This window comes from Paenibacillus caseinilyticus, from assembly GCF_027533645.1.
In the GTDB taxonomy this organism is placed as follows: domain Bacteria; phylum Bacillota; class Bacilli; order Paenibacillales; family NBRC-103111; genus Paenibacillus_G; species Paenibacillus_G caseinilyticus.
In genome coordinates, this window is record NZ_JAQAGY010000009.1 from 195,918 (window position 1) to 218,735 (window position 22,818).

At 56.4% G+C, this 22,818-nt stretch carries 19 protein-coding genes; 4 read left to right on the forward strand and 15 right to left on the reverse strand.

What is annotated here, in order from left to right; all coding sequences use genetic code 11:
- Nucleotides 1-47: 47 nt before the first annotated feature.
- The 9 genes from O9H32_RS15955 to O9H32_RS15995 form a co-directional block, all read right to left on the reverse strand.
- Complete coding sequence (locus O9H32_RS15955) at nt 48-950, reverse strand: hypothetical protein (protein WP_269867109.1); 903 nt, start codon at nt 948-950, stop codon at nt 48-50.
- Between the two features lie 386 nt (nt 951-1,336).
- Nucleotides 1,337-1,564, reverse strand: a complete 228-nt coding sequence (locus O9H32_RS15960; protein WP_269867110.1) for a hypothetical protein — start codon at nt 1,562-1,564, stop codon at nt 1,337-1,339.
- Between the two features lie 64 nt (nt 1,565-1,628).
- A complete protein-coding gene (locus O9H32_RS15965) occupies nt 1,629-2,096 on the reverse strand; it encodes a hypothetical protein (protein ID WP_269867111.1) in 468 nt (155 codons plus the stop codon).
- A 415-nt stretch (nt 2,097-2,511) separates the two neighbouring features.
- On the reverse strand, nt 2,512-4,170 hold the full coding sequence (locus O9H32_RS15970; protein WP_269867112.1) for an extracellular solute-binding protein: 1,659 nt from the start codon (nt 4,168-4,170) through the stop codon (nt 2,512-2,514).
- 138 nt (nt 4,171-4,308) lie between these two features.
- Entirely contained in the window at nt 4,309-5,970 is a 1,662-nt protein-coding gene (locus O9H32_RS15975; RefSeq protein WP_269867113.1) for a response regulator transcription factor, read from the reverse strand.
- Entirely contained in the window at nt 5,945-7,720 is a 1,776-nt protein-coding gene (locus O9H32_RS15980; RefSeq protein WP_269867114.1) for a sensor histidine kinase, read from the reverse strand. The genes O9H32_RS15975 and O9H32_RS15980 overlap by 26 nt, the downstream gene beginning before the upstream one ends.
- Nucleotides 7,721-7,825: 105 nt before the next feature.
- On the reverse strand, nt 7,826-8,719 hold the full coding sequence (locus O9H32_RS15985) for a carbohydrate ABC transporter permease (RefSeq protein WP_269867115.1): 894 nt from the start codon (nt 8,717-8,719) through the stop codon (nt 7,826-7,828).
- 16 nt (nt 8,720-8,735) lie between these two features.
- On the reverse strand, nt 8,736-9,641 hold the full coding sequence (locus O9H32_RS15990; protein WP_269867116.1) for an ABC transporter permease: 906 nt from the start codon (nt 9,639-9,641) through the stop codon (nt 8,736-8,738).
- Nucleotides 9,642-9,912: 271 nt separating this feature from the next.
- Nucleotides 9,913-10,047, reverse strand: a complete 135-nt coding sequence (locus O9H32_RS15995; RefSeq protein ID WP_269867117.1) for a hypothetical protein — start codon at nt 10,045-10,047, stop codon at nt 9,913-9,915.
- A 271-nt stretch (nt 10,048-10,318) separates the two neighbouring features.
- Here O9H32_RS15995 and O9H32_RS16000 point away from each other — a divergent pair, with 271 nt between their 5' ends.
- From O9H32_RS16000 to O9H32_RS16010, 3 genes are all read left to right on the forward strand, one after another.
- Nucleotides 10,319-11,389: a glycoside hydrolase family 53 protein gene (locus tag O9H32_RS16000; RefSeq protein ID WP_269867118.1), complete on the forward strand. Its 1,071-nt coding sequence runs from the start codon at nt 10,319-10,321 to the stop codon at nt 11,387-11,389.
- A gap of 249 nt (nt 11,390-11,638) precedes the next feature.
- Nucleotides 11,639-13,225: a response regulator transcription factor gene (locus O9H32_RS16005; protein WP_269867119.1), complete on the forward strand. Its 1,587-nt coding sequence runs from the start codon at nt 11,639-11,641 to the stop codon at nt 13,223-13,225.
- On the forward strand, nt 13,222-15,024 hold the full coding sequence (locus O9H32_RS16010; protein ID WP_269867120.1) for a cache domain-containing sensor histidine kinase: 1,803 nt from the start codon (nt 13,222-13,224) through the stop codon (nt 15,022-15,024). The genes O9H32_RS16005 and O9H32_RS16010 overlap by 4 nt, the downstream gene beginning before the upstream one ends.
- Nucleotides 15,025-15,139: 115 nt before the next feature.
- Here O9H32_RS16010 and cysK read toward each other — a convergent pair whose 3' ends face one another.
- The 4 genes from cysK to O9H32_RS16030 form a co-directional block, all read right to left on the reverse strand.
- A complete protein-coding gene (gene cysK, locus O9H32_RS16015) occupies nt 15,140-16,102 on the reverse strand; it encodes a cysteine synthase A (protein ID WP_269867121.1) in 963 nt (320 codons plus the stop codon).
- Between the two features lie 201 nt (nt 16,103-16,303).
- Nucleotides 16,304-16,687, reverse strand: coding sequence for a nuclear transport factor 2 family protein (locus O9H32_RS16020; protein ID WP_269867122.1), 384 nt, complete (start codon nt 16,685-16,687; stop codon nt 16,304-16,306).
- Between the two features lie 65 nt (nt 16,688-16,752).
- The gene (locus O9H32_RS16025) at nt 16,753-17,886 is read right to left on the reverse strand and encodes a serine hydrolase domain-containing protein (RefSeq protein WP_269867123.1); all 1,134 of its coding nucleotides are present in this window, start codon (nt 17,884-17,886) and stop codon (nt 16,753-16,755) included.
- 190 nt (nt 17,887-18,076) lie between these two features.
- On the reverse strand, nt 18,077-18,931 hold the full coding sequence (locus O9H32_RS16030) for a helix-turn-helix transcriptional regulator (protein ID WP_269867124.1): 855 nt from the start codon (nt 18,929-18,931) through the stop codon (nt 18,077-18,079).
- Nucleotides 18,932-19,064: 133 nt separating this feature from the next.
- On the opposite strand from O9H32_RS16030, the gene O9H32_RS16035 reads away from it, so the two are divergent.
- Nucleotides 19,065-19,997, forward strand: a complete 933-nt coding sequence (locus O9H32_RS16035; protein ID WP_269867125.1) for an alpha/beta hydrolase — start codon at nt 19,065-19,067, stop codon at nt 19,995-19,997.
- Between the two features lie 166 nt (nt 19,998-20,163).
- Here the strand turns inward: O9H32_RS16035 and O9H32_RS16040 are convergent, their stop codons facing one another.
- Together O9H32_RS16040 and O9H32_RS16045 are read right to left on the reverse strand one after the other, a co-directional pair.
- Complete coding sequence (locus O9H32_RS16040; protein WP_269867126.1) at nt 20,164-20,421, reverse strand: DUF2164 domain-containing protein; 258 nt, start codon at nt 20,419-20,421, stop codon at nt 20,164-20,166.
- 250 nt (nt 20,422-20,671) lie between these two features.
- A complete protein-coding gene (locus O9H32_RS16045) occupies nt 20,672-22,738 on the reverse strand; it encodes a beta-galactosidase (protein ID WP_269867127.1) in 2,067 nt (688 codons plus the stop codon).
- Nucleotides 22,739-22,818 lie beyond the last annotated feature (80 nt).

Sequence of the window (22,818 nt, forward strand, 5' to 3'; positions counted from 1 at the left end):
GTTTGACCCAAGCCAACGGGATACGTTTAAGTTGAGATCTTATCGCGTTATATGGAGGATGGACTGAATTCAACAGATCGAGGAATATACTGATTGTCCTGAAATTTGTAGTAAATGACCGCCTCTCCTATAAACCCTGATGGTGAAATCTCTCCTAGTACTCGAGATATTAGTACGTTATCAGTTATTTCAAATCTAATAACGTTTCCGAAATATAAATGATCGAACCACTTCTCTTTCTCTATTCCAATTTGTTTCGCGGAAATCTGATGTATCTTCCCGTCTGCAGTAACCTGCACACCATCGGCATTTATTGACGATGCAATTCTTTGTTTCAAGACCGATACTGAATCGACCAAGGTAATTTCACTCAATTCCTTAGGATTTAATATGTGTGCTTCTCGAATGGCAAGTCCCGTGCCATGTTCCTTAGTCAACACAATGATCAGCTCTTGGACGCCATCATTGTTTAGGTCAACGGAATGAATCACTGGGGCAAATGCCTTATTCGTAGTATTTATCCATTTATAATAGTCCTCCTTATTTTCTGATTTAACCCAAATACCCTGATAGTATCCATCGACCTCCAAACATGCATACACCGTAACATTAGCATCATTCAGACGAGCAATTTCTTGTTTTTCAAGACAGGCATTATTGTGTTCAAATAAACTGGCCGGAGGTTTGCTCCCATCCTCATGAAGCTCAAAATCGAACTTCTTACCAAATATTTCAATCAACCCTATTTCAATTCTTTTTCTTGTATCAGGTTTAATTTTCGGAACGTAAAGATGAACTTTATCATCAATGCGAATATCTGTTATACCGTATTTTATCAACTTGTCTCTTTCATAGTAAATTCCGCCGTGCTTTATATCTTCAATCTGAATTTTTTCTAACTGAGAGCAACCTGCGAGGAACAATAATAACAGAAATAATTTCAATTTCATTTTTACACCTCTAGTTTTTAGAGGTAACATTCCCCAGATTTGATTCTGTTATTCTGCCCGATTACTTCAATGAAGAAGAAGCAGCTGCCGCGCGGCGATCTGCTCTCTGGTTGTTGTGCTATCGTTCGCCTATAGCTTAATCATGATTGCTGAAAAAAAATTACATCCACCTCAATCGACATCATAGAAACTGATCGTGAAGCTGCCGAGTGCCGGCAGCTTCGTCCAGGATTGCTTGATGGAACTTACGTTCTTTCTTACGTTAGCGTAATCTAAATTTGCTCAAAGTTGACCTAAACGAATGTAAAACTAAAATTCCATTTTTCCCTTAAACTTCGTTATATTGCTTATTGCGCTATCGTCTCCAGTTTAGTTCAATGAACTGATTAGAACAACATGGCAAGTTTGATATCTTCAAAAGGTGTGTTTTTTATGATATCAAGTACCCGCACGAATGTTACATCGAAGCTTGGAAAAGGAGATAATGCTTCTCTCGCAGCCAATTTCATTTCTATAATTTCTATTTCATTCATGCCCCATTTTGTTTTACCCAAAGTCAAATGTGTAAGGATCGTCCAGCCGCCCGCCCACAGGTCGCCGCCGAGCAGCGGCATCCACGGCAGCGGCTGCCCGCGGCGATCTGCTCCCTGGTGTTGTGCTATCGTTCCCCGTTTAGCTTTAAAAGTATATTTGGCTTAGCTGAGCAGTATATTGCGATTCCTCAAAAATCATTGGAGGAATCTTATCAAGCCAATCAACTTTTGTTCCCAAACTGTCATATCCCTGAAGTAGATCTTCTCTTGTACTCTTATCGATTCCAATATGCTTCCAAGTAATATAACCATCTGCTTTAATGACTTCCGCAACAATTACAGTACACCATAAATCGCACTCATCGGGACACATCATAATTGGCAAGACAGACTCACTATCTGTTGAATTGAACCTCTCTTTAATCAATTCCTTCTCTCTCGGGTTATCTATCCAGTCAATAATTGTTGGAATCATACCTAAAAGATGATTTGATGGATAGTAACTATTAAGCAATAGATCCAAAGCAGTATCGTCTATTACGATATTGTGATGCTCAACTTTGCAGTATTCGCTCTTCATCAAGGCTACTTCAATTTTATTCACCAATCTCACGATCAACACCTCATTTGAGCATGTTACTTCATCTATATTCTATCACGATTCACTCTATTATCCTGCCCTATAGCTTAAGTCTGCGGCCAGTCTACAACTTTATTTTTTCGGTCTAATACTTTGTTTTTCAGTTTAGAACTTTATTTTCAATGAACAACACCTTTATACCCAACCGGTGCTCCGCCCCCGCGGTGGCGGGCACCGGTTGTTCGTGCTGCCCAAGCTGATCGGGAAGCCAGAGCTGTCTATACGGCAGAGCCTCCGCAGGGAAACGACGACTGCAGATGCCCCGCCCCGGCTTCGTGCTCCGCTTCACTTTCTCCCCCTCCCCAGACGCCACGCACACAAAGAGAACCGGCCCCTGCGTGGACACTTCCACGCACAGACCGGCCCTCTGCTGACCCTTAAGCTTCCGTTACTTCCCTCCGACGGTCTTGTTGACCTCCGCCGTAATCTGATCCCCGCCGAGCTTCTTCCAGTTCTCGACGAACTTGTCGAAGTCGTCCACCGGCAGGTCGCCGTAAATAATCTTCAAGAACGTCTCGGCTCTCAGCTTGTCGAGCGTCGCTTGCTTGCTGCTCATCGTCTTCGTCGGCGCATAGATGAACTCGTTCATCACGACGAGGTTCTTATCGCGGTAATGCTTGATAACCGATTGGGAACTCAGCGGTCCGAAGATCCGCTCCATATGCCATTTGTCGAGATCCCCCTTGCGGTAAGCCTGGATATCGTCATAGAACAGCTTCGCTTCCAGTCCGAGCTTCGACGTATCCCCGGTTTCGAGCGCCTGGACCACTTCCTCCATCGCCTTCACGTTCTTGTTGGCGGGCAGGTTGGATACGACGGCGTTCTGCCAGCCCGTACCGGTCATCCCGTTGAGATAGCCCGCGCGCTCGGCCTGGGCCGACTCTCCGAACATCTTCTCCGCCTGGAAGTTCAGCAGCTTGATCAGTGCCTCCGGATGCTCGTAGCCTTTGCGTACCGCGAAGACGCCTGCGAGCGTCTGGTGGTTCTGCGTCTTCGCCGGCTTGTCGTCGATCGACTGTACCGGATACGGCACCCAGTTCACGTTCTTGTCCTTCTTGATCATTTCCTTGACGGGGAACGGCGCCCATTGCGGCAGGAAGAACATCCCGGCTTTGCCGGCATTAATCGCCTCCATCGACTTCGCGAAGTCCTTCACACCGAATTCCGGATCGATCGCGCCGGCCTTGTACAGCCGCTGCAGCTCGGCCAGCCCCTTCTTCACCTCGGGCTGTACCGTGCCGTTCACGAGCTGGCCGCCGCCGTCCTTGATCCACGTCTCGAGGTAAGCATGATAGCCGAGCAGGAAGCCGTTAATCGGCAGATCTTTGTTCAGCTGAATTCCGTATGTATCCTTCTGGCCATTGCCGTCCGGGTCGTTAGTCGTGAACGCTTCGGCGATCTGGATCACGTCCTGCATCGACTTGGGCGCGCCGAGTCCCAGCTTGTCCAGCCAATCCTGTCTGATCCAGATCATATCCGAGGAATCGAGCGCACCCGGGTAGCTCACCATCGCGTAGATTTTGCCGTCCTTCGTAACCGGTTTCAAAGCCGCGCCGTTCTCCGCCCCGTAGAATTCCTTCACGAGATCGGACGCGTACGTCTTGTACACTTCGGTCAAGTCCTCCAGCATTCCCGCCTGCTGAAGCTGCTCGAACTGCACCGGAGTGACCTTGAGGAGATCGGGCAGATCCCCGCTGGCGAGCGTCACGTTCATCTTGTCGTTGTAGTTCGCTTCGCTGACAATCCAGTCGTACTTCACCTTGATGCCGAGCTCCGCTTCGTAACCGCGCGTCCAGACGTTGTTCGCGTGCGTATCGCCCTGGGCCAGCGTATCTTTCCCCGTCTCGTTCATGGTGGAGCGGATCGTAATCGGCGGATCGTACTTGGTCAAGGGCCCTCCCTGCTTGGCAGCCGCAGCAGCCTCAGTCCCTTTGCCTGCCGCTTCCTGTCCAGCCTGCTCCCCGCCGCCGGAAGAGCACGCCGTCACCGCCAGGGGCAGCGCCATCCCCAGTGCCAGCCATTTCAGCCTTCTGCCATTCTCTCTCATGCATGGAACCTCCTGTGTGATGTCTTAAGTTTATTGTATGAAGAAAGCGCCGGCACTTCGAGTGGCAGTCGTTTACCTCAGGTATCTTCTCTTTACCTTTATCCCAGGGGACCTGCAATCCTGCCGCGGTTCCATCCGTCAGCCCTTCCTGCCGTCCCGGAATTCCTGCGGCGTGCAGCCGACGGCTTTCTTGAAGAAGCGGAAGAAATAATGCTGGTCGCTGAAGCCGACCTCCTCCGAGATATCGTACATTTTGCAGGATGAACCAAGCAGCAGCTCCTTGCTCCGCTCGATCTTCCGCTCCAGAATGTAATCGGAGAGCCCCTTGCCAGTCACCTTCTTGTACCAGCGGGACAAGTAGGACGGGTTCAGCGACACCTCCTGCGCAATGCGCGTCAGCGACAAATCGTCCTTGAGATGCCCCCTGATATAGTGATGAATCGCGGAGAGAATCTGCACCTCGCTGCTCTTGTACGTATCGCTGCGCCTCGTCACCAGACTCCGGAAGGCACTTTCGTAGAAGGAGAGCACCTCCGGCCAGCGGGTATGGATATCGAAGCGGAGCATTCCCGACAAGTCCGTCTCCGCATAGTCTTCCGGGGAGAGCCCGAGCTCCTGGAGGGTCTGCAGCAGGCACTCGCCAAGCCCGGACAGAAGCCGCAGCTTGAGATAGGGGTCTTGCGGCCCCTCAGCTCCCGCCGCCTCCGCCCACCTGCGGAACGTGGCCGCCCAGTCCTCCTGGCCTTGGAGCAGCTGCGCCTTCAGATGGTCGAGCAAGTGCTCCGACATGGCATGGGAGGCCTGGCTGCGGGGAGGCGCCGTAGAGATGGACGTCACATCCACGCGCACCAGCTTCTCCATGCCGAGCCCCGGGCTGCCGGCCGCAGCGAGAGAGAGCCGGCTCAGCGCCCCGTGAAGCTCCTGCCAGCCTACCGCTCCCTCGCTTGCAGCGACCGACACGGACAGCTGCAGACACTCCCCGCAAGCCTGCTGGACCGACTCCATCGTCCCGTGCACGAAGCGGACGGTACGTGTCCAGCCCTCCTCCCTTCCCACCCTGTTCAGGAGCCCTGCCTCTGGCTGCAGGAAGATGGCCACTGTCTGGCGGTCGAGCTCGAATGCCTTTCCTTCCGACTTGTCGCCGAGCAGTTCTTCGGCGATATTGGCGGCGGCATACCGGATGAGGCCCCGGTCGGAATCACTCTCGTAATTCCGCCACTCTTCGATCCGCAGGATGAGGGGCAGCACCCCGAGCTCCGCCCGGTATGGCAGGTGTACCGCTTCGAACTCGTCCTGCAGCGAGAGGAGATCCCTCCCTCCGCTGCGCCTGGCGATACCCCAGAGCAGCTGCCGCTGCAGCTGGGGCAGCGCCTTCGGCAGCTTGTCGCGGAACCACTGGGCCTGGGTATGGAAATCGTGCTCCGCCGCGATCCGCTTCAGCGTGTCCTCCACGGCCGAGCGGATACGGTCCATCCCTTCGGTCTTCAACAGGTAGTCCACTACGCAGGGATTCCGGATGGCCTGGTGGGCGTAATCAAACTCGTTGTGCCCCGTGAGCAGGATCACCTTGCAGCGGGGCCAGCGGTCCATAATCTCCCCGATCAGCTCCATGCCGCCCATCCCCGGCATACAAATATCGCTGAGCACCATATCGATCTTGACGATATTGAGCCAATCGATGGCCCCAGTGGCGGAATACACCTTGATGATCTCCAGGTCATCGAAAGCCGCCTTCTGGAAGTAGGCTTCCAGTCCATCGGCTATCAGCGGTTCGTCATCCACAATCAACATACGGCGCATGACTCTCCTCCCCTTCCGCCGGAATCAATACACTTACGCGCAGTCCGCCGAGCGGGCTGCGGTCGGCCTGCAGGCCGTACGCCCCGCCGAATTTGATGCGCAGGCGTTCGTTCACGTTGAGGAGGCCGGTCATCTCCCCGTGCTTCGGTCCGGTTCCACCTAGCCGCTGCTGCAGAAGTTCCAGCGTATCGCCACTGAGCCCCCCGCCGTTGTCCTCCACCGACAGCAGCAGCCCTTCCGCGGTACGGGCATACGTCAGCCTCAGCAATCCGCCGCTGTGCTTCTGCTGCAGTCCGTGCTCGAACACATTCTCGATGAGCGGCTGGAGCAGTACACGGGGCACCCGGATGTTACGGTAGGCGGAAGGCAGCTCCTCCACCTCCGAACGCAGCCGCGAGCCGAAGCGGATCTGCTGGATGGCGAGGTACACCAAGGCATGGTCGAGCTCCTGGCCGAGCGATACCTCCTGCGATGCGTCACGGGTCATGTACCGGAAATACCGGCCGAGGTAATCCGAGAACTCTTTGATCAATTCGACATTCTCGAGCTCGGCCATCTGCTTGATGCTGAACAGGCTGTTATACAGAAAATGCGGCGTGATCTGCGATTGCAGATGCTTCAGCTCCGCCTCGCTCGTACGCAGACGCTGGACGTAGTTCTCTTCGATGAGCGTGTGCAGATGCTCCATCATCTCGTTGAACCGGGAATACAAGTACCCGAACTCATCCTCTCTCGCATGGGTGAGCTTGACGGTCGTGTCCCCCTGCTCCGCCTTCTTGAAACCTCTGACGAGCACGCTCAGCGGGCGGTGAAGGGTCCGGTAGGTCCATAGGGAGTACACTATCACGATAACCACCGACCCGGCCGTAAGCAGCAGCAGCCACAGCGAATACACTTGAATCGGCTTCAAGACCACCGCGTTCGGAATGCTGGCGGTCAGCCGGAAGTGGTTCTCGTAATCGAAGATCGTATAGTAGAAATAATCGGAGGTCCGCTGCTGCCGCACTTTCACATTCGGCTCCGCGCCCTGCGACGCCTCCAGTCCGAGACTCCGGGGCTCTTCGGAAGAAGATACGATATAATCGTCTCCCTCGCCGAAGATCAGCGTAATGTCGCTCTCCCCGGACACGGCGAATTCCTTCAGCCTCTTCTGGAGCTCCGGTGAGGACAGGCGCACGCCTAGCAGGAAGTCGGGAGGCGTCGCCCGGTCGATATTGAACGGATTGCTCCGCAGCATATACAGGTCGTCCTTGTACTTGGAGAGGGCACCCTTCAGGTTCCCCATGCTGTAGACGAGCCCCTGCCACTCCTCAGCGGGCACGTCCGCGATGCCGTCCTGGGCGCTGACTTTCTTGCTGATGCCCGGCACATAGTACACGACATCCCCGATATAAGGACTCGTCTCCCGGATCTGCTTCAGTTTCAAGTGGATCAAGTTGAGATTGGCCATCTTCTCGTAGGGGCTCATAATCGGAATCCGGGTAGAGAAGGTCGACAACGTCTCGTCGAAAGCGTATTCGGTCACGAGCGCCGTAATCCGGCTCAGCTCGAATTCCAGGTGGCTGTAATAAAAATGAAGCTTGGATTCGTTGGCCCGCTCGATCTCCTGCTGCATCTGCTTCGAGCTGTTATAGGTGATCCCTATGGAGCAGATGCACAGGGGCAGCACGACGAGCAGGAACGCTCCCATGAGTTTGCCTACGATCGACCGGGTGCCCCAGATATGGGTAAAGCGCTTCACAAAACCCATGTAACCCTCTCCCTGTACGAAAAACGAGCCTCGGCAAGGTACCCCTTCCGCAATTCCAAGAAGGAGCCGCATAAAGGCTCCCTCCCGGTCACTCTTGCCTTCAGTTTATCCCTTCACGCTTCCGACGACCAGACCTTGCACGAAATATCTTTGTAAGAAAGGGTACAAGGCCAGGATCGGCACCACGGACAGAAAAATCTGGGAAGCCTGCGTCGTGCGGTCCGATACCTGGCTGAGCAGTTCCGCCTCCTCCAGCGACATGCTGCCCGTCGTCTGGACAGCCGCCTGCTGCTGCAGCATCGACTGCAGGTACGTCGCCAGCGGATAATGTTCCGGATTCTTCATATAGATCATGCCGTCGAACCAGGCATTCCAGTGCCCGACAACCGTGAAGAGCGCGACCGTGGCGATACTCGGCAGGGAGACGGGCAGATACACGCTCCAGAGGGTACGCAGGTGCCCGGCCCCGTCGATCCAGGAGGCTTCCTCGAGCTCCTTCGGCAGGCCGCGGAAGAAGTTCAGCATGAGCAGCACGTTGAAGATCGGCACCGCCCCCGGCAGGATCAGCGCCCAGACCGTGTCCAGCATCCCCGTTTCTTTGACGATGAGATACGTGGGAATGAGTCCCCCGCTGAACAGCATCGTGAAGACGAAGATCCATGCATACACCGTGCGGGAGCGGAACGTCCGCGCTTCCTTGGACAAGGGATAGGCTACCAGCACGGTCAGCACGAGATTGACCGATACCCCGAGAACCACCCGGGTGAGGCTGACGAGGAAGGAGCCGGTGAACCGGCCGTTCTGCAGCATGTAGGTGTAGGAAGACAGCGTGAAGTCCACCGGCCAGAACGTGACGCTCCCTGCCGATACGGCGCCGCTGGAGCTGAAGGAGATGGCCAGGATGTTCACCAGCGGGAAGAGGCAGAGCAGCGCGAGCAGGGTCAACAGGCCGTAGTTAAACCACAGAAATAAGCGGTAAGAAGCCGAGGTATGATGCATCTGTTGTCGCTCCTTTTTAGAAAATCCGATAATTCGCAATCCGGTAAGCCAGATAATAACCGAGGCCGATGAAAGCGAAGGATACGGCCGACTTGATCAGTCCAAGCGCCGTCGACACGGAATACTGGGCATCCTGCAGCCCGATGCGGTAGATCATCGTATCGAGAATATCCCCCGACTCGTAGACGAGTGGATTGTACAGGTTGAACACCTGGTCGAAGCCGCCGTTCAGCACATTCCCGAGACTCAAGGTCAGCATCAGGATGATGAGCGGCCGGATGCCGGGCAGCGTGATATGCCAGGTCTGCTTCCACCTGCCCGCCCCGTCCATGACGGCGGCTTCATACAGCGATCCGTCGATACTCGTGAGCGCCGCCAGGTAGATGATCGTACCGAACCCGAATTCCTTCCACTGGTCGGTCAAGACAAGCACATAGGGGAACCAGTCGTTGCTCGCCAGGAATTGGACCGGTTCGATGCCCGCGGACTTCAACAGCAGATTAACGATGCCTCCGCCCGGAGACAGGACATCGATGACGATGCCCGCAAGAATGACCCAGGAGAAAAAATGCGGCATGTAAATGATCGTCTGCACCGAACGCTTGAAGCCGGAGGAGCGGACTTCGTTCAAGAGCAGAGCCACCAGTACCGGCACGGTCAGACCTGCTATAATCTTCATGACGGAGATATAGACGGTATTCCATACCACCTGGTAGAACCCGGGCAGTTCGAAGAGGTACTTGAAGTTGTCGAGCCCGACCCAGTTCATCACCTTGAAGCCGCCGATCGGCGAGAAATCCTGGAAGGCAATCAACAGGCCGGCCATCGGAATATAGTTGTAGATCAGAATAATGATGAGACCCGGCACGATCATCAGGTGCAGCGGGATGTTGCGTACGAATCCTTTGAGATTGGCGTTCATGGCGGTCTCCTCCTCTTGCTGTCCATTATAGGATCGCGCCGTCCCCCATTCCTAGTGGAGCCTGTTGACTTCCGGTGGCTTTTGTTGACCTTACCTGGCCGAATCCCTCATTGTGCTCAAGGTTAGGATAGCCGCTGCGGTTAAGACGCTGGCGGCAGCGCAAAAATCCCCTATCCGGCGCGTGACCAGATAGGGGGAATGCTCATACTGCTGAGCTAATTGGGTACTGCCAGGCTGTGCGGGAGTCTCTCGATGATAATCCCTCCTACGCTTAACTTTCAGCGAGAAGGGATCGATCGGTCTCTTCCTTTATCTCGATGGATATACCCTGTACTCTCCATTCCCCGAAGAGAACCTGAGAATAATTATTCCAATCGGTCTGTCCGTGTCTGACCACGTAGATCATATAGTCGGTCTCTCCTCTGTATTTACTAAATAAGGTAAGTTTAGCACGGATTCATTCCAGCTGCCTCCAGCTGTTTACAAAGAGGAACAACACGTAAGGGCCCTCACATCCACAAAAATTACAGGAGATTCATATTTCGTCCGGTACGCACGCCTCTGCGGAGTTGGTAAGATCATGTAAGGAAAGGAGGGAATGATTGAGAAGCAAGCAATCGAACTGCTATTAATGGAAGCGCTTCATAACACATCACGAAAGGCCAGGTGTCTATTGTATGTACACAACGATGAATCTCCGCAAAAAAGTGCCCGCTGTCTTTGCCCTAGTGCTGACCTTCTGCCTGCTGGCATCGCTTGGAACCCAGTCCGCTTCTCTGCCCCAAGCTGAGGCTGCCGCCGCCTTCGCCAAAGGCTCGGATATCTCCTGGGTGCCCGGCATGGAAGCCCAGGGCAAAGTATGGTATGACAAGAACGGCGTAAAACGGGACATCCTCCGTATTCTTAAAGAGGATTACCAGATGAATTCCGTACGAATCCGCGTCTGGGTGAATCCGAACATGAGCGATTATGGCAACGGTTACATGAACGCTGACAATGCGGCCAAGCTGGCCAAGCGCGCCAAAGATCTCGGCCTGCGCGTCATGCTCACCCTCCACTACAGCGACTCCTGGGCCGATCCGGGCCAGCAGAACAAGCCTGCCGCCTGGAAATCCCTTACATTCCAAGGGCTGATGGACAATGTATGGGCTCACACCGTGTCCGTCATGAACACGATGAAGAGCTACGGGGTAACGCCCGAGTGGGTACAGGTCGGCAACGAGACGAACAATGGGATGCTGTGGGATGACGGCAAAGCGTCGGTCTCCATGAAGAACTACGCATGGCTGGTCAATACAGGCCATAATGCCGTCAAATCCGTCAGCAGCACGACGAAGACCGTCGTTCACCTGGCGAACGGCTATGACAATGCCACCTTCCGCTGGAATATCGGCGGGCTGATCAGCAATGGAGCGCAGTTCGACGTCGTCGCCATGTCCCTGTATCCGACGAGCACGGATTGGTCGACGAAGAATACGCAGGCGCTGGCGAACATGAATGACATGATCGCGAGCTATGGCAAGGAAATCATGGTCTCCGAGGTCGGGATGGACTATACACAGCCGGCTGCCGCCAAGAGCTTCGTCAGCGACATCAAGACGAAGACCCGGGGGCTCTCGAACGGCAAAGGCCTCGGCGTCTTCTACTGGGAGCCGGAAGCCTCGCCAGGGTACAACGGCGGGTATAATAAAGGAGCCTGGGGCACGAACGGCAGGCCTACGGCCGCTTTGGAGGGCTTCCTGAACTAACCGGCATCCCGGACTCCGGCATCAACCGCTCACTCTCTTCACCCTATCACCGTTCTTCTGCCTATCTGGAGAAGAACGGTGATTTTGTACTGCCTGTAGTTTTTGTACGGATTGTTCCTCTCGCCTACCCCGACAAACTATCGATTTTCTGTAGATTTTGGGGATGGGAAGAAATGGACGTGCAAAGCTTCTCCGGCTGAGTTACTCTTAAGAGTACAACCCAGAAACGGTAAACCCGAGGTGGATCGAATGTTCAAGCTTCTGCTAGCCGATGACGAAAAAATGACAAGGGAAGGCATCCGCAGGTCCGTGGAATGGCAGGCGCTCGGCGTGTCTGAGGTCCGCGAAGCCATGGACGGACTGGAAGCCCTTTCTCTGCTCGAAGATTACCAGCCGGATATCGTCCTTACGGACATCAAGATGCCCCGTATGGACGGCGTGGACCTGGCCTTCCAGGTCCGCCGCAAATACCCGGGATGCAAGATTATATTCATGAGCGGCTATGCCGAGAAAGAATACCTGAAAGCGGCCATATCGCTTAAGGCGATCTCCTATGTGGAGAAGCCGATCGATATGGATGAGCTGGAAGAAGCGCTGCAGGGGGCCGTGCAGCTCTGTCTGCAGGAGAAGCGGCATCAGGAAGAGGAAGCGCTCGCGAAGATGAGCCTTCATGCGAGCTCCTCCTATATCCGGCAGGAGATCTGCCTTCAATTGACCCGGGAGATCCGGGATGAGACGGTCCTGCGCAAGCGGCTGCAGCTGGCGGAGCTGGATCTGCCCGAGCAGCCTTCCTGCGCTTCCGTGATGATCAAGATCCTCCCAGCTCCTACGCCGTCTGCCGGAGAGCTGGAGCTCTGGACTCGGGAAGCTGCAGAGGCGTACGGCCTCTCCTCTTTGCTCGGACAGAAGGATGAACTCCATACGGTGCTCCACCTGTTCGCGCCGGCGGACCGGCCGATGGACGGGCATACCCTGTACGCCGTATGCCGGCTGATCGCCGCCTCCCTGGACAGCCGGGGCTGCAGGTTCTCCATTGGAGGTGGACATGCTGCCGCCGGACTGGAGGGACTGCCCGCCTCCTACGCCTCCGCTGTAGCCCAGCTGCAGGAGACGTTCTACCGGGGAAGCTCCTCGGTCGCCGTCTATCCGGAGAAGAGCAGCGGCTTCGCGCTGCAGGAGCATTATCATCCCGAGCCGCAGCTGCAGAAGACGATGCAGGACCTGCTGGTGGACGGCCGCTTCGACGAAGCGCGCGATCTGCTCTCGCGTATGGCCGCCGAGATCCGGAGACGGCCGGGTACGCTCATCAACAGCACCAAAGAGCTCTATTACCGGCTCCTGCTGGAGCTGGAGAAATTCGCCGGCGAACGGGGGCTCGTCTTGTTCCAGACGGAGGATGAGAAGGATGTGCCTTGGGAGCTCATCTTCCAGTGCCACTACTTCGAAGACGTCCACGGGGCGCTGCTCGGGAAACTGGGTCAGCTGGAGAGGGCCCTGAAGGAGCGGGGCGGCGGGAGCACCGCTTCCCGGATTATCCGGTACATCCATCATCATTATGCGGATGAGACCCTGACCGTTCAGGGGATCAGCGATCAGATGCAGATGACCGCATCCCATCTCATCGCCGTCTTCAAGGAAGCGACCGGCAGCACCGTGAAGCAGTATCTCATGGAATACCGCATCGAACGGGCCAAGGAGCTGCTCAAGACCGACTCCTTCAAAATCTTCGATATTGCCCTGCAGGTCGGATACAGGGACGGAGAATATTTCGCCAAGATCTTCCGTAAGCTGACGGGGATGACCCCTTCCGAATACAGGGAGCGCAGCCGCGGATGAGGACTTACCTGAACCGGCTTGGCCGCAAATGGCTGTATAATATGAAGCTCCGGCACAAAATCCTGTATACCTACCTGCTGCTCATCCTGCTTCCGCTCGGCGCCTACCAGTTCGTCGTGTCGGACAAGGTATCCGGCATCCTGATCAATCATGTCACCTATTCCGCCGAACAGGGGTTCAACCAGACCTATGCCTTCCTGAGCTACCGGCTGCAGCGGATCGGCGAAACGACCGATGTACTCATTGCCAATCCTTCCATCCTCCGTTCGATTACCGATCCCGGCACGACGGGGGACATCCACCGGCAGCTCCAGGATTACAGCGACCTGAAGCAGCAGCTGCGCTCGCTTCAGGACGGTACCGATATTGCGAGGGTGACCCTCTATGTGGACCGGGCGTATGTGTTCGGCAATGAGACCGAGAACTTCCTGCCCCTGGATATGACGGAGGGGAACGCCTGCTTCGAGCGGCTCGTGCAGGATAACCCGAAGATGCTGTGGTGCTCGCCGTCGGAGATAGAGACTAGTAACAAAACCCAGGGCGCCGGGGCGAGCCCGTATCTCTACGTGGTCCGCAGCCTGCTCGACCCGAACAATTACGAGCGGACGGCCGGCCGTCTGCGGGTGGACGTCAGAGCGGATACGCTGCGGGGCATTCTTAAGAACGCCAATGCGGTTGAGAAAAGCGTCACGTATCTCGCCTCCAGCGACTCGGAGGTCGTCCTCTCCTCCGATCCCGGCGCCGCGGCTCCTCCCTTCGCTCTGCCAGCCACCGACAACCGTGGAGAAGTCACGGTGACGATGGAGAGCGACGGAACCTATTACCTGTACCGGCCGATCCCCTCCTCCCGGTGGTCAATGGTCACGGCGATTCCGATCGACGAAGTCATGAAGCAGAGCCGGCAGCTGCGCAATGATCTCCTCGCCCTGCTGCTCGTGGTGGCGCTGGCAGCCCATGTCGTCGCCTATGTGCTGTCCCGCTCGGTCACCCGCCGCATCTCCCATCTGACCAGCCGGCTGAAGGACGTGCAGGAGGGCAGTCTGGTCCCCCTCGCCCAAGTACAGGGCAAGGATGAGATCGGCGAGCTGATTCAGACCTACAACTTCATGATCGACAAGATCGCCACCATGAATGAGGAACAATACAAGCTCGGCCAGGAAGTGAAGAACGCGGAGCTGAAGGCGCTGCAGTCCCAGATCAACCCCCACTTCTTGTACAACACGCTCGATCTCATCAACTGGATGGCGAGCAGCGGGATGAGCGACGAGATCCGTACGGTCGTCAAGGCGCTCTCCCGCTTCTATAAGGTCAGCCTGAGCAGCGGGCGGGATGTCGTGACCCTCCGCGATGAACTCAAGCATGTCTCGTTCTATGTGCAGATTCAGAACATCCGCTTCGAGAACAAGATCCGGCTGGTCACCGACGTGCCCGAAGACCTGCTCGGCTATGCCATCCCGAAGATTACGTTCCAGCCCATCGTCGAGAATGCGATCCTTCACGGCATCCTCGGCCGGGTATCCCGCGAGGGTACGGTAACCATCTCCGCCGCAAGGGAAGGCGCCGATCTGCTCATCCGCATCACGGACGACGGTATCGGGATGAAGGAGGAGCTCGTGCAGCAGATGAACACCGGCACCTTCCGGGGCACCTTCAAGGGCAGCGGATACGGCAGCCGCAATGTCATGCAGCGGCTGCAGCATGTGTTCGGCGAGCCCTACGGCCTGGCCTGCCGCAGCAAGCCTGGCGAGGGGACCGCGGTCAGCCTGCGCATCCCCGCCGTACTGCCGCCCGAAGAATAGGCGGAAGGGAAATGAATATTTTAGAGCGCGAGGCCGGGACTGCAGCCTATAGTCCCGGCCTCGCGCTCTATTATTGTCTGGAACGCTTGAACGCCTGCCACAGTCTGCGGCTGCCCTACCTTGCTTCTACTGGGGAAGCATGCGACGGATCCGGATATAACGCCGTAGATAAGTAACGTTCGCCCGTATCCGGCAGGAGCACGACTATGTTTTTGCCTACGTTTTCCTTCCGGCCCGCGAGCTGGACTGCGGCATAGACGGCGGCACCGGACGAAATACCGACGAGCAGACCTTCGCTCCTGGCAAGCTGGCGTGCGGTCTCGAATGCTTCATCGTTATTCACTTGGACAATCTCATCCACCACCGACGGATTAAAGTTATCCGGCACAAAACCGGCACCGATGCCTTGAATTTGGTGCACCCCGCGTCTCCCTCCGGAAAGTACGGGGGAATCGGCTGGCTCCACGGCTACAATTTGGACGGATGGTTTACGGCTTTTGAGGAGTTCGCCTACCCCGGAGATCGTTCCTCCCGTGCCTACCCCGGCAACGAACAAATCCACCGCGCCCTCTGTATCCCTCCAAATCTCCTCCGCCGTGGTTTTCTTATGAGTCCCCGGATTGGCCGGATTCTTGAACTGCTGCGGAATGAAGGAATGAGGAATATCCTTAGCCAGTTCCTCGGCCCGCTTAATCGCACCCGCCATCCCCTCAGCCGCAGGGGTCAGCACCAATTCGGCCCCGAGTGCGGTCAGCAGCTTCCGGCGTTCCAGGCTGAAGCTCTCAGGAAGCGTAATGATTAGCTTATAGCCAAGCGCGGCCGCGGCAAAGGCAAGCCCGACGCCTGTGTTTCCGCTCGTAGGTTCAATCAGTACCGAGTCCGAGTGGAGGTGCCCTTGTTCCTCCGCATCTTTGATCAGGGCAAACCCAATACGGTCCTTCACGCTTCCCGCCGGATTAAAGTATTCTAGTTTGGCCATAATGCGGGCCTGGACGGAATGGAGTTGGGTGAAATTCGAAAGCTCCAGCAATGGAGTGTTTCCGATAAGCTCAGTCAGATTCTTCGCTATTCTGGACACGCGGCACGACCTCCTGATAATTCATTCCCACTAACTTGGTATTCTATGATAACACTATCATTTCTGCCAAATAGAAGCAAACGACCCTCAAGGAACGCGATACGTAGGCATAAAAAAAGCAGCTTGCGCACGGCAAGCTGCCCCTCAACTGTTCGTTAACCCGTCCCAGTCCGACCAGGCGTCCGAGGCCTCCCGGTGGATTTAGCTGTAATCCTCTATCCTTACGATTTTTCCTTCGCTCAACTCGAAGAGGGATTTCCCTTGCAGCTCCAGCGTCTCTCCCGCCTTGAGTCCGTTCGGCAAATCAACAGCCAGTACCCCTTCGTAATCAATCCGCACCTCTACGACCTCATCCATCATCCTGTAGTCTGTAATGGTCTGCTGCCGGCTCGCGAACATGTGTGAAGCGTTCTCCGCCAGTTCCCTGAACTCTTGGATGCCTCGGGTCTGCGTGTTCATCTCCCCGCCAGCGAAATTCCTGAACACGATATCGGGGTGCAGAAGGGTAAGCATTCCCTCCACATCGAATGAATTGTAAGCCTCGATATAACGTTCAATGATAGCCTTAGTCCCCTGCCCGCTCATCCATCATTCTCCTCCTGAAATATACTCATCCATCCATCAAAGCCCGCTTCCTGTCCGTGCCGCTGTCACTGCAATCCGAGTTCATCGCGGATCTTATCCGCAACCAGCCGATCCGGCGAACGCTCTCCCCGCCCGCTCCTTAGGCGGTTGCATAGCACCGCTACCGAGAGGCCGCTCTCCGGGTCGGCATATCCGATCATGCCGCCTAAGCCGGAATATCCGAATGCCAGCGGATTAGTCCCCATGGCATCACCGCTGCCCGCATGGCCCAGCGTATAGCCAAGCCCCAGCCGGTTAGGCACGCCCATGACCTCATCGACTCCTTCCCACTGCAGAGCCGTCGCGGCCGCCAGAGAGGCCGGCTCCAGAAGCTGTCCCCCCGACACGCCCCCGCCTATCAACGAGGCGTACATCCGGGCTAAGGCCCGCGCCGTCGCGACGGCATTCGCGGCCGGTACGGCCGCTTGGTGGAACCACGGCTCGTTCCACTCCGGGTTCGCGACAGGGACCACGGCCGGAGGCAGCACCCGCTTGATCAGCATGCCGTCCGGCAGGGATGCGATCGGCAGGGCGTCCCCGCTGATCTCGGCGATGCGCGGCAGCGCGTCCTCGGAAGCGCCAATGTACAGCTCCGTCCCGATCCCGAGCGGCCTATTGATTTCATCCTGAACGATTCGGGAGAACGACCGTCCATCCGCCCGGGATGCCGTCTCCCCCAAGATCCATCCGACCGTAAGCCCATGGTAGCCTGACTTGCTGCCCGGTTCCCAGATCGGCTCCAACCTCTCCATCTCACGGACCATAGCCTCCCAATCACAGATGAGCTCCATATCCGCATGCTCCGGCATCAGCGGCACGCCGGCCGTATGGGTCAGCATCTGGCGAAGCGTAATGTGTTCCTTGCCGCCCGCCCCGAACTGCGGCCAGTAATGCGCTATCCGCTCATCGTAGTGAAGCTTGCCCTGCTGAACGAGGATATGGATGGCGGTAGATGTAATTCCTTTGGAACAGGATTGGATATTGAACAGCGTGTCCGGCTTTACCGGCCGCTGTCCCGCGGCGTCTGCGCTGCCGGAACAGGCATCCAGAAGAAGCTGGCCTTTCCAATAGGCGGCCGCTTGGAAGCCTGCTCCCGGATCGCCTGCCGCCAGATCGTCCAATATCTCTTGGACTCGCGCCTGAAGCAATAGAGCTGTCATATGGATCGAAGCCCCCCATGCATAATGAATTTCAATGATTATACGACGGAACAACGAAGAAGGACAGATCCAAAACAAATATAACCCTTTTGTACCCCTCCATCCGAGCGAGCAGCGGCGCAGACCGGAGGTGATGGGGGTATAGTCTCCAGGCTGCTATTCTGCACAAAAATCCAGGATGGGGAGGACCTCAAAGGCGGGGAGCTGCTGCGCCCGATTGATGCCATGCCATCAGCTTCTCCTCCGTCTGCGTACCCGGCAGCGGCATGTAAATGCAGCACATCAAATTCTCCAAATCGTTGATTTGGTTGAACGTGATGATCTCGAAGAAGAGAAGCCCCAGGGATTCATGCCGGATCTCCACTTGGAGTCCGTTCTTATCGGCCACCTCGTGCAGCGGCCACCACTCGGCGAACTCCCTGCTCTCCTCCGCCAGCGCTTCCGCGAGCTCGATGTACCACTGCTGATCGGCAGACCGGTCGTACACCTTTCGGTAGAACGAAAGCGCCACCCTGGTCGTTTGTTCCCAGTTGACAATTCGCGTACGGTAGGCCGGATGCGTGAATGCCAGCCTCAGCATCTGCCTGCCCTCCGGGGGCACCATCGAATAATCGGCGAGAATCGCGCAAGCGACCGGATTCCATGCAATCAGCCGGTTCTCCGGACCAATGACGAGGAACGGGTAAGGCGTGTTCATGACCAGGCTGGAAAAAGCGGGGGATAATCGGTACTCGGACAAATCGCGTGCCGGGGAGGCATAGCGCCCCGAGAGCAAGTATAGGTATTGACGCTCCGCCGTATTCAGCTGCAAGGCGGAAGCAAGGCGGCCCAGAACTTCGGCAGACGCAGCCACCTCACGCCCCTGTTCGAGCCAGGTGTACCATGTCGTGCTCACATCGGCGAGCTGGGCGACTTCCTCCCGGCGCAATCCGGGCGTCCTGCGGCGCGTATACCCTCTTGGCAGACCGGTCTGCTCGGGGGACAGGCAGCTTCTGCGCTTTTTCAAAAATTCGCCTATCGCTTTCCGGTTATGATTAGCTTCCATAAGACCTATACTCCGATCCGGGTAGTTTTTATACTAGTTACGTTCCCTACTGGTTCAAGCAATAGAGGCATGTTAACCTCAGTTCAAGCCGCAGCTGCAATATCATTATAACTTGGGAAAGAAGGAATCCGATATGGCGCTTCATCCGCAAGCCGAACAATTCTTGAATGACATCGCCTCGTCCCCCCTGTCGAACGAGATCGAACCGGAACAATTACGGGAGGCCGTAGCCGGCACAGCCATCTCCGATGTGCACGATCTGGCCTCCGTTGAGGACGTAAGGGCTCCCGGCCCTTATGGCGACTTGCCGATGCGGATCTACCGGCCCCAGAAGGCAGGTGTGCTGCCGGTCATCGTATTCTACCATGGGGGCGGCTTTGTCCTCTGCAATGTCCAGAAATACGACCCGTTATGCCGCAAGCTGGCCGCCCTGACGGGATGTGCCGTCGTTTCGGTCGATTACCGGCTGGCTCCGGAATACAAATTCCCCGTTGCGGCACACGAAGCTGTCTTCGCCGTGAAGTGGGTGGCCCAAAGCTGCGCTTCGCTCGGCTTCGATCCGGACCGGATCATCGTCGCAGGAGACAGTGCCGGCGGCAATCTGGCTGCGGTGGCCGCCAGGCAAGCCATTGCCGAGGGTATTCCCGGGCTTATCGCTCAAATCTTGATCTGCCCGATGACCGATTTTGCCCATACCTACGAGTCTTACAGTCAGTTCGCATCGGGATATTTTCTTACCAAAGACATGCTGGATTATTTCACGCATCATTACCTGCGAGACGATGCCGATCGTATGGATCCGCTTGCCTCCCCCATGCTGGGATCCTTCGACGGCTTGCCGCCTGCCCTGATTTTGACGGCCGAATACGACCCGGTACGCGATGAAGGCGAGTCGTACGGCCGCCGCTTACTGGAATCCGGGGTCAGCGTCACATCGAGGCGCTACCTCGGAATGGTCCACGGGTTCTACTCCATGACCGACTTGTTCGACGATGGCCATGCCGTCTATGAAGATATTCGGAGTATGCTGAACAGCCTCCTTCAACCGGCAGAACTTTCTTACTGACATAGAATCAGCGGTTGAAGAATTAGGGGAAGCAGGCAGCGCGATAGCTGTCATTGTCACGAGACGCCAGAACAGCCCGCCTCCAAGCTCAGGCGGGCTGTTCGTTAGGAACAACTAGGACGGGCGAAAAATACTTCTGCCTGCCGCAAAACGGTTAGGATTTCACTTATCTCCGTTTGCTGTTCACCGGTTTCTCCATCGCATGCAGATCCTCTTCGAGCGCAGTCATCTTTTCTCCGACCACCTTTACGACATCCTGGATCGCTGCATTGTACATGAAGGGACCGAGCTCCTTGATCATATAGTCGAGCAAAAATTCCGCCGCCAGGTCCCCGATCTCCTCTCCTCTTTCTTCCTCAAAATAGGCTTGCACCCGTTGGATTAATTGATCTTTCTGGTCTTTGGGCAGTTTGACTATGAACAAGTTCACCAGCTCCTATAAAGGGAATGTTGAAAGGATTGTGTTGTTTCTATATGTCAATTCAAGAGAAGATCGCTTATTCCTGCCTCGGTATCTGCCCCTAAGACAGGGACGGCCACCTAAGACCGGCATTCCCTCCTCTCCGGAACTGCCAAAAACACCGTCCTTCGGATGCCCTGGGGCTGCGAAGAACGGTGCTGGCGGTATTCTGTATTCGTTATTCCATTAGACCGCAGGCGGCTAACGGACCAATCTATTTAGCGGGACGTTTCAGCACGAGACACTCGAACCCGTCCAGCCGTACGATCGACGACGCCGGCTCACCGGTCAGCAGCTCCGTGTATGCTTCCATGTCTCCCAGGTCAACCACAGTCTCAGAGGCCCCAAAATTCAGCAGGAAGACAAAATCATGCTCGCCATCCGTCCTCATCTGGGCGGTGACGCCTTCAGGAAGGGTTCCTGTCAGCACCGGCTTCACTCCTGTCTCGGATAGTATCGACTCATAGAAATGATCGTGGAACGGCGCTTTGTTCCTCGAAGCGATGTAATAGGCCTTGCCCTTGCCCAGCCGGTTCACCGTCAGCGCCGGACGGCCTGCATAGAAGTCGCTCCCGTAAGAGGCCAGCGCCTCAGCCCCTTCGAGATGCACAAGGTCGCACAGCTCGTAGGCTTCGTAGGAAGCCTGCAGTGCAAGCGGGCCGTTCTGCCCGGCAAGCACCGTGTTCGTCTGGCCGTCATGCAGCCCGTCGATCTCCTCGGACCAGATGCCGAGTGTGCGGCGCAGCGGTCCCGGGAAACCGCCGAGGAAGCAGAGGTCGCTCTCGTTCACGATCCCCGACCAGTAAGTAGTTACCAGGGTCCCCCCGTTCTCCACGAACTTCTCCAGCCGCTCGCCCACGCCCTGCCGGACCATGTACAGCATCGGAGCGACGACTACTTTGTACTTGCTGAAGTCGCAGTCCATCGAGAGGATATCGACCGGAATCCCCCGGGACCAGAACGGCTTGTAATGCTCGAGCACGGTCTCCTCGTGGTGAATGCCGACATTACGCGGACCCTGCGAATCCTTCACGGCCCACCGGTTCTCCCAATCGTAGATGATCGCCACTTCCGGCTCGACCGAGGTGCCGACGACCTCCGCGAGCTTCTCGAGCGCCTCGCCTACCTCCGTCACATCGCGGAACACCCGGGTATGCTCATGGCCCGCATGGTCGACGACTGCCCCGTGCAGCTTCTCCGAGGAACCCCGGCTCTTGCGCCACTGGAAGTATTGGACGCTGTCCGAGCCGTGGGCTACCGCCTGCAGGGAAGACAGCAGGTGCATGCCCGGCTTCTTCAGCTTGCTGACTTCCTGCCAATTCGTCAGGCTCGGCGTGCTCTCCATGAGCAGGAACGGCTGGCCGCCCTTGAGCGAACGGTTAATATCGTGGAAGAAGGCGAAGCGCACCGCCTGATCGATATCCCCCTCGTTATCGTGCCACGTCGGGTAAGCGTCCCAGGAGACGAAATCCAGGGACTCCGCGAACTTCCAGTAGTTCAGTCCCTCGTAGTTCTCCATCAGATTGGTCGTCACCGGCAGCTCCGGGTTCACTTCCTTCAGCGGCGCGATCTCATGCTTCATGAAGTCGACGGTCTGGTCGGTGACGAACCGCTTCCAGTCGATGTTCATCGCATGGACGAACGACTCGCCGTGCGGCGCCGGCGATTCAACCTGGGACCAATCTGTGTAGGTATGGCTCCAGAACGATGTCCACCAGGCATCATTAAGAGCCTCCAGCGAGCCATAGCGCTGCTGCAGCCAGCCGCGGAACGCATCCTGGCAGTAATCGCAATGGCACTCGCCGCCATACTCGTTGGAGATGTGCCAGCCGATCACGGCCGGATGGTCCGAGTATCGCTCAGCGAGCAGGCGGTTCATGATCCCCGTCTTCTCGCGGTAGACAGGGGAGGTGTAGCAGTGATTGTGGCGCTGACCGTGCAGGTTGCGCACCCGGTTCGCACCCGTGCGCAGCACCTCCGGGTACTTCGCGGACATCCAAGCCGGGCGGGCGCCGCTCGGCGTAGCGAGGAACGCGTAGATGCCGTTCTCGGTGAAAGAGTCCAGCAGGCGGTCGAGCCAGGCCCACTCGAACCGGCCTTCTTCCGGCTCGAGGGAAGCCCAGGCGAAGATGCCTACCGACATGACGTTGCACTTCGCGAGCTTCATCAGCCGCAGGTCTTCCTTCAGGATCTCCGGGTATTTTTGCCATTGATCCGGGTTATAATCGGCGCCGTGCAGCATCTTCGGCACTCTGGGGCTGACGGGAGGATATTTGGTCATGAGTGTTCACACCTTCATCGTAGAATAAAGCCCGCTCCCTCCCGAAGGAAAGAGCGGGACCTTGTAAGAGCACTACTGCA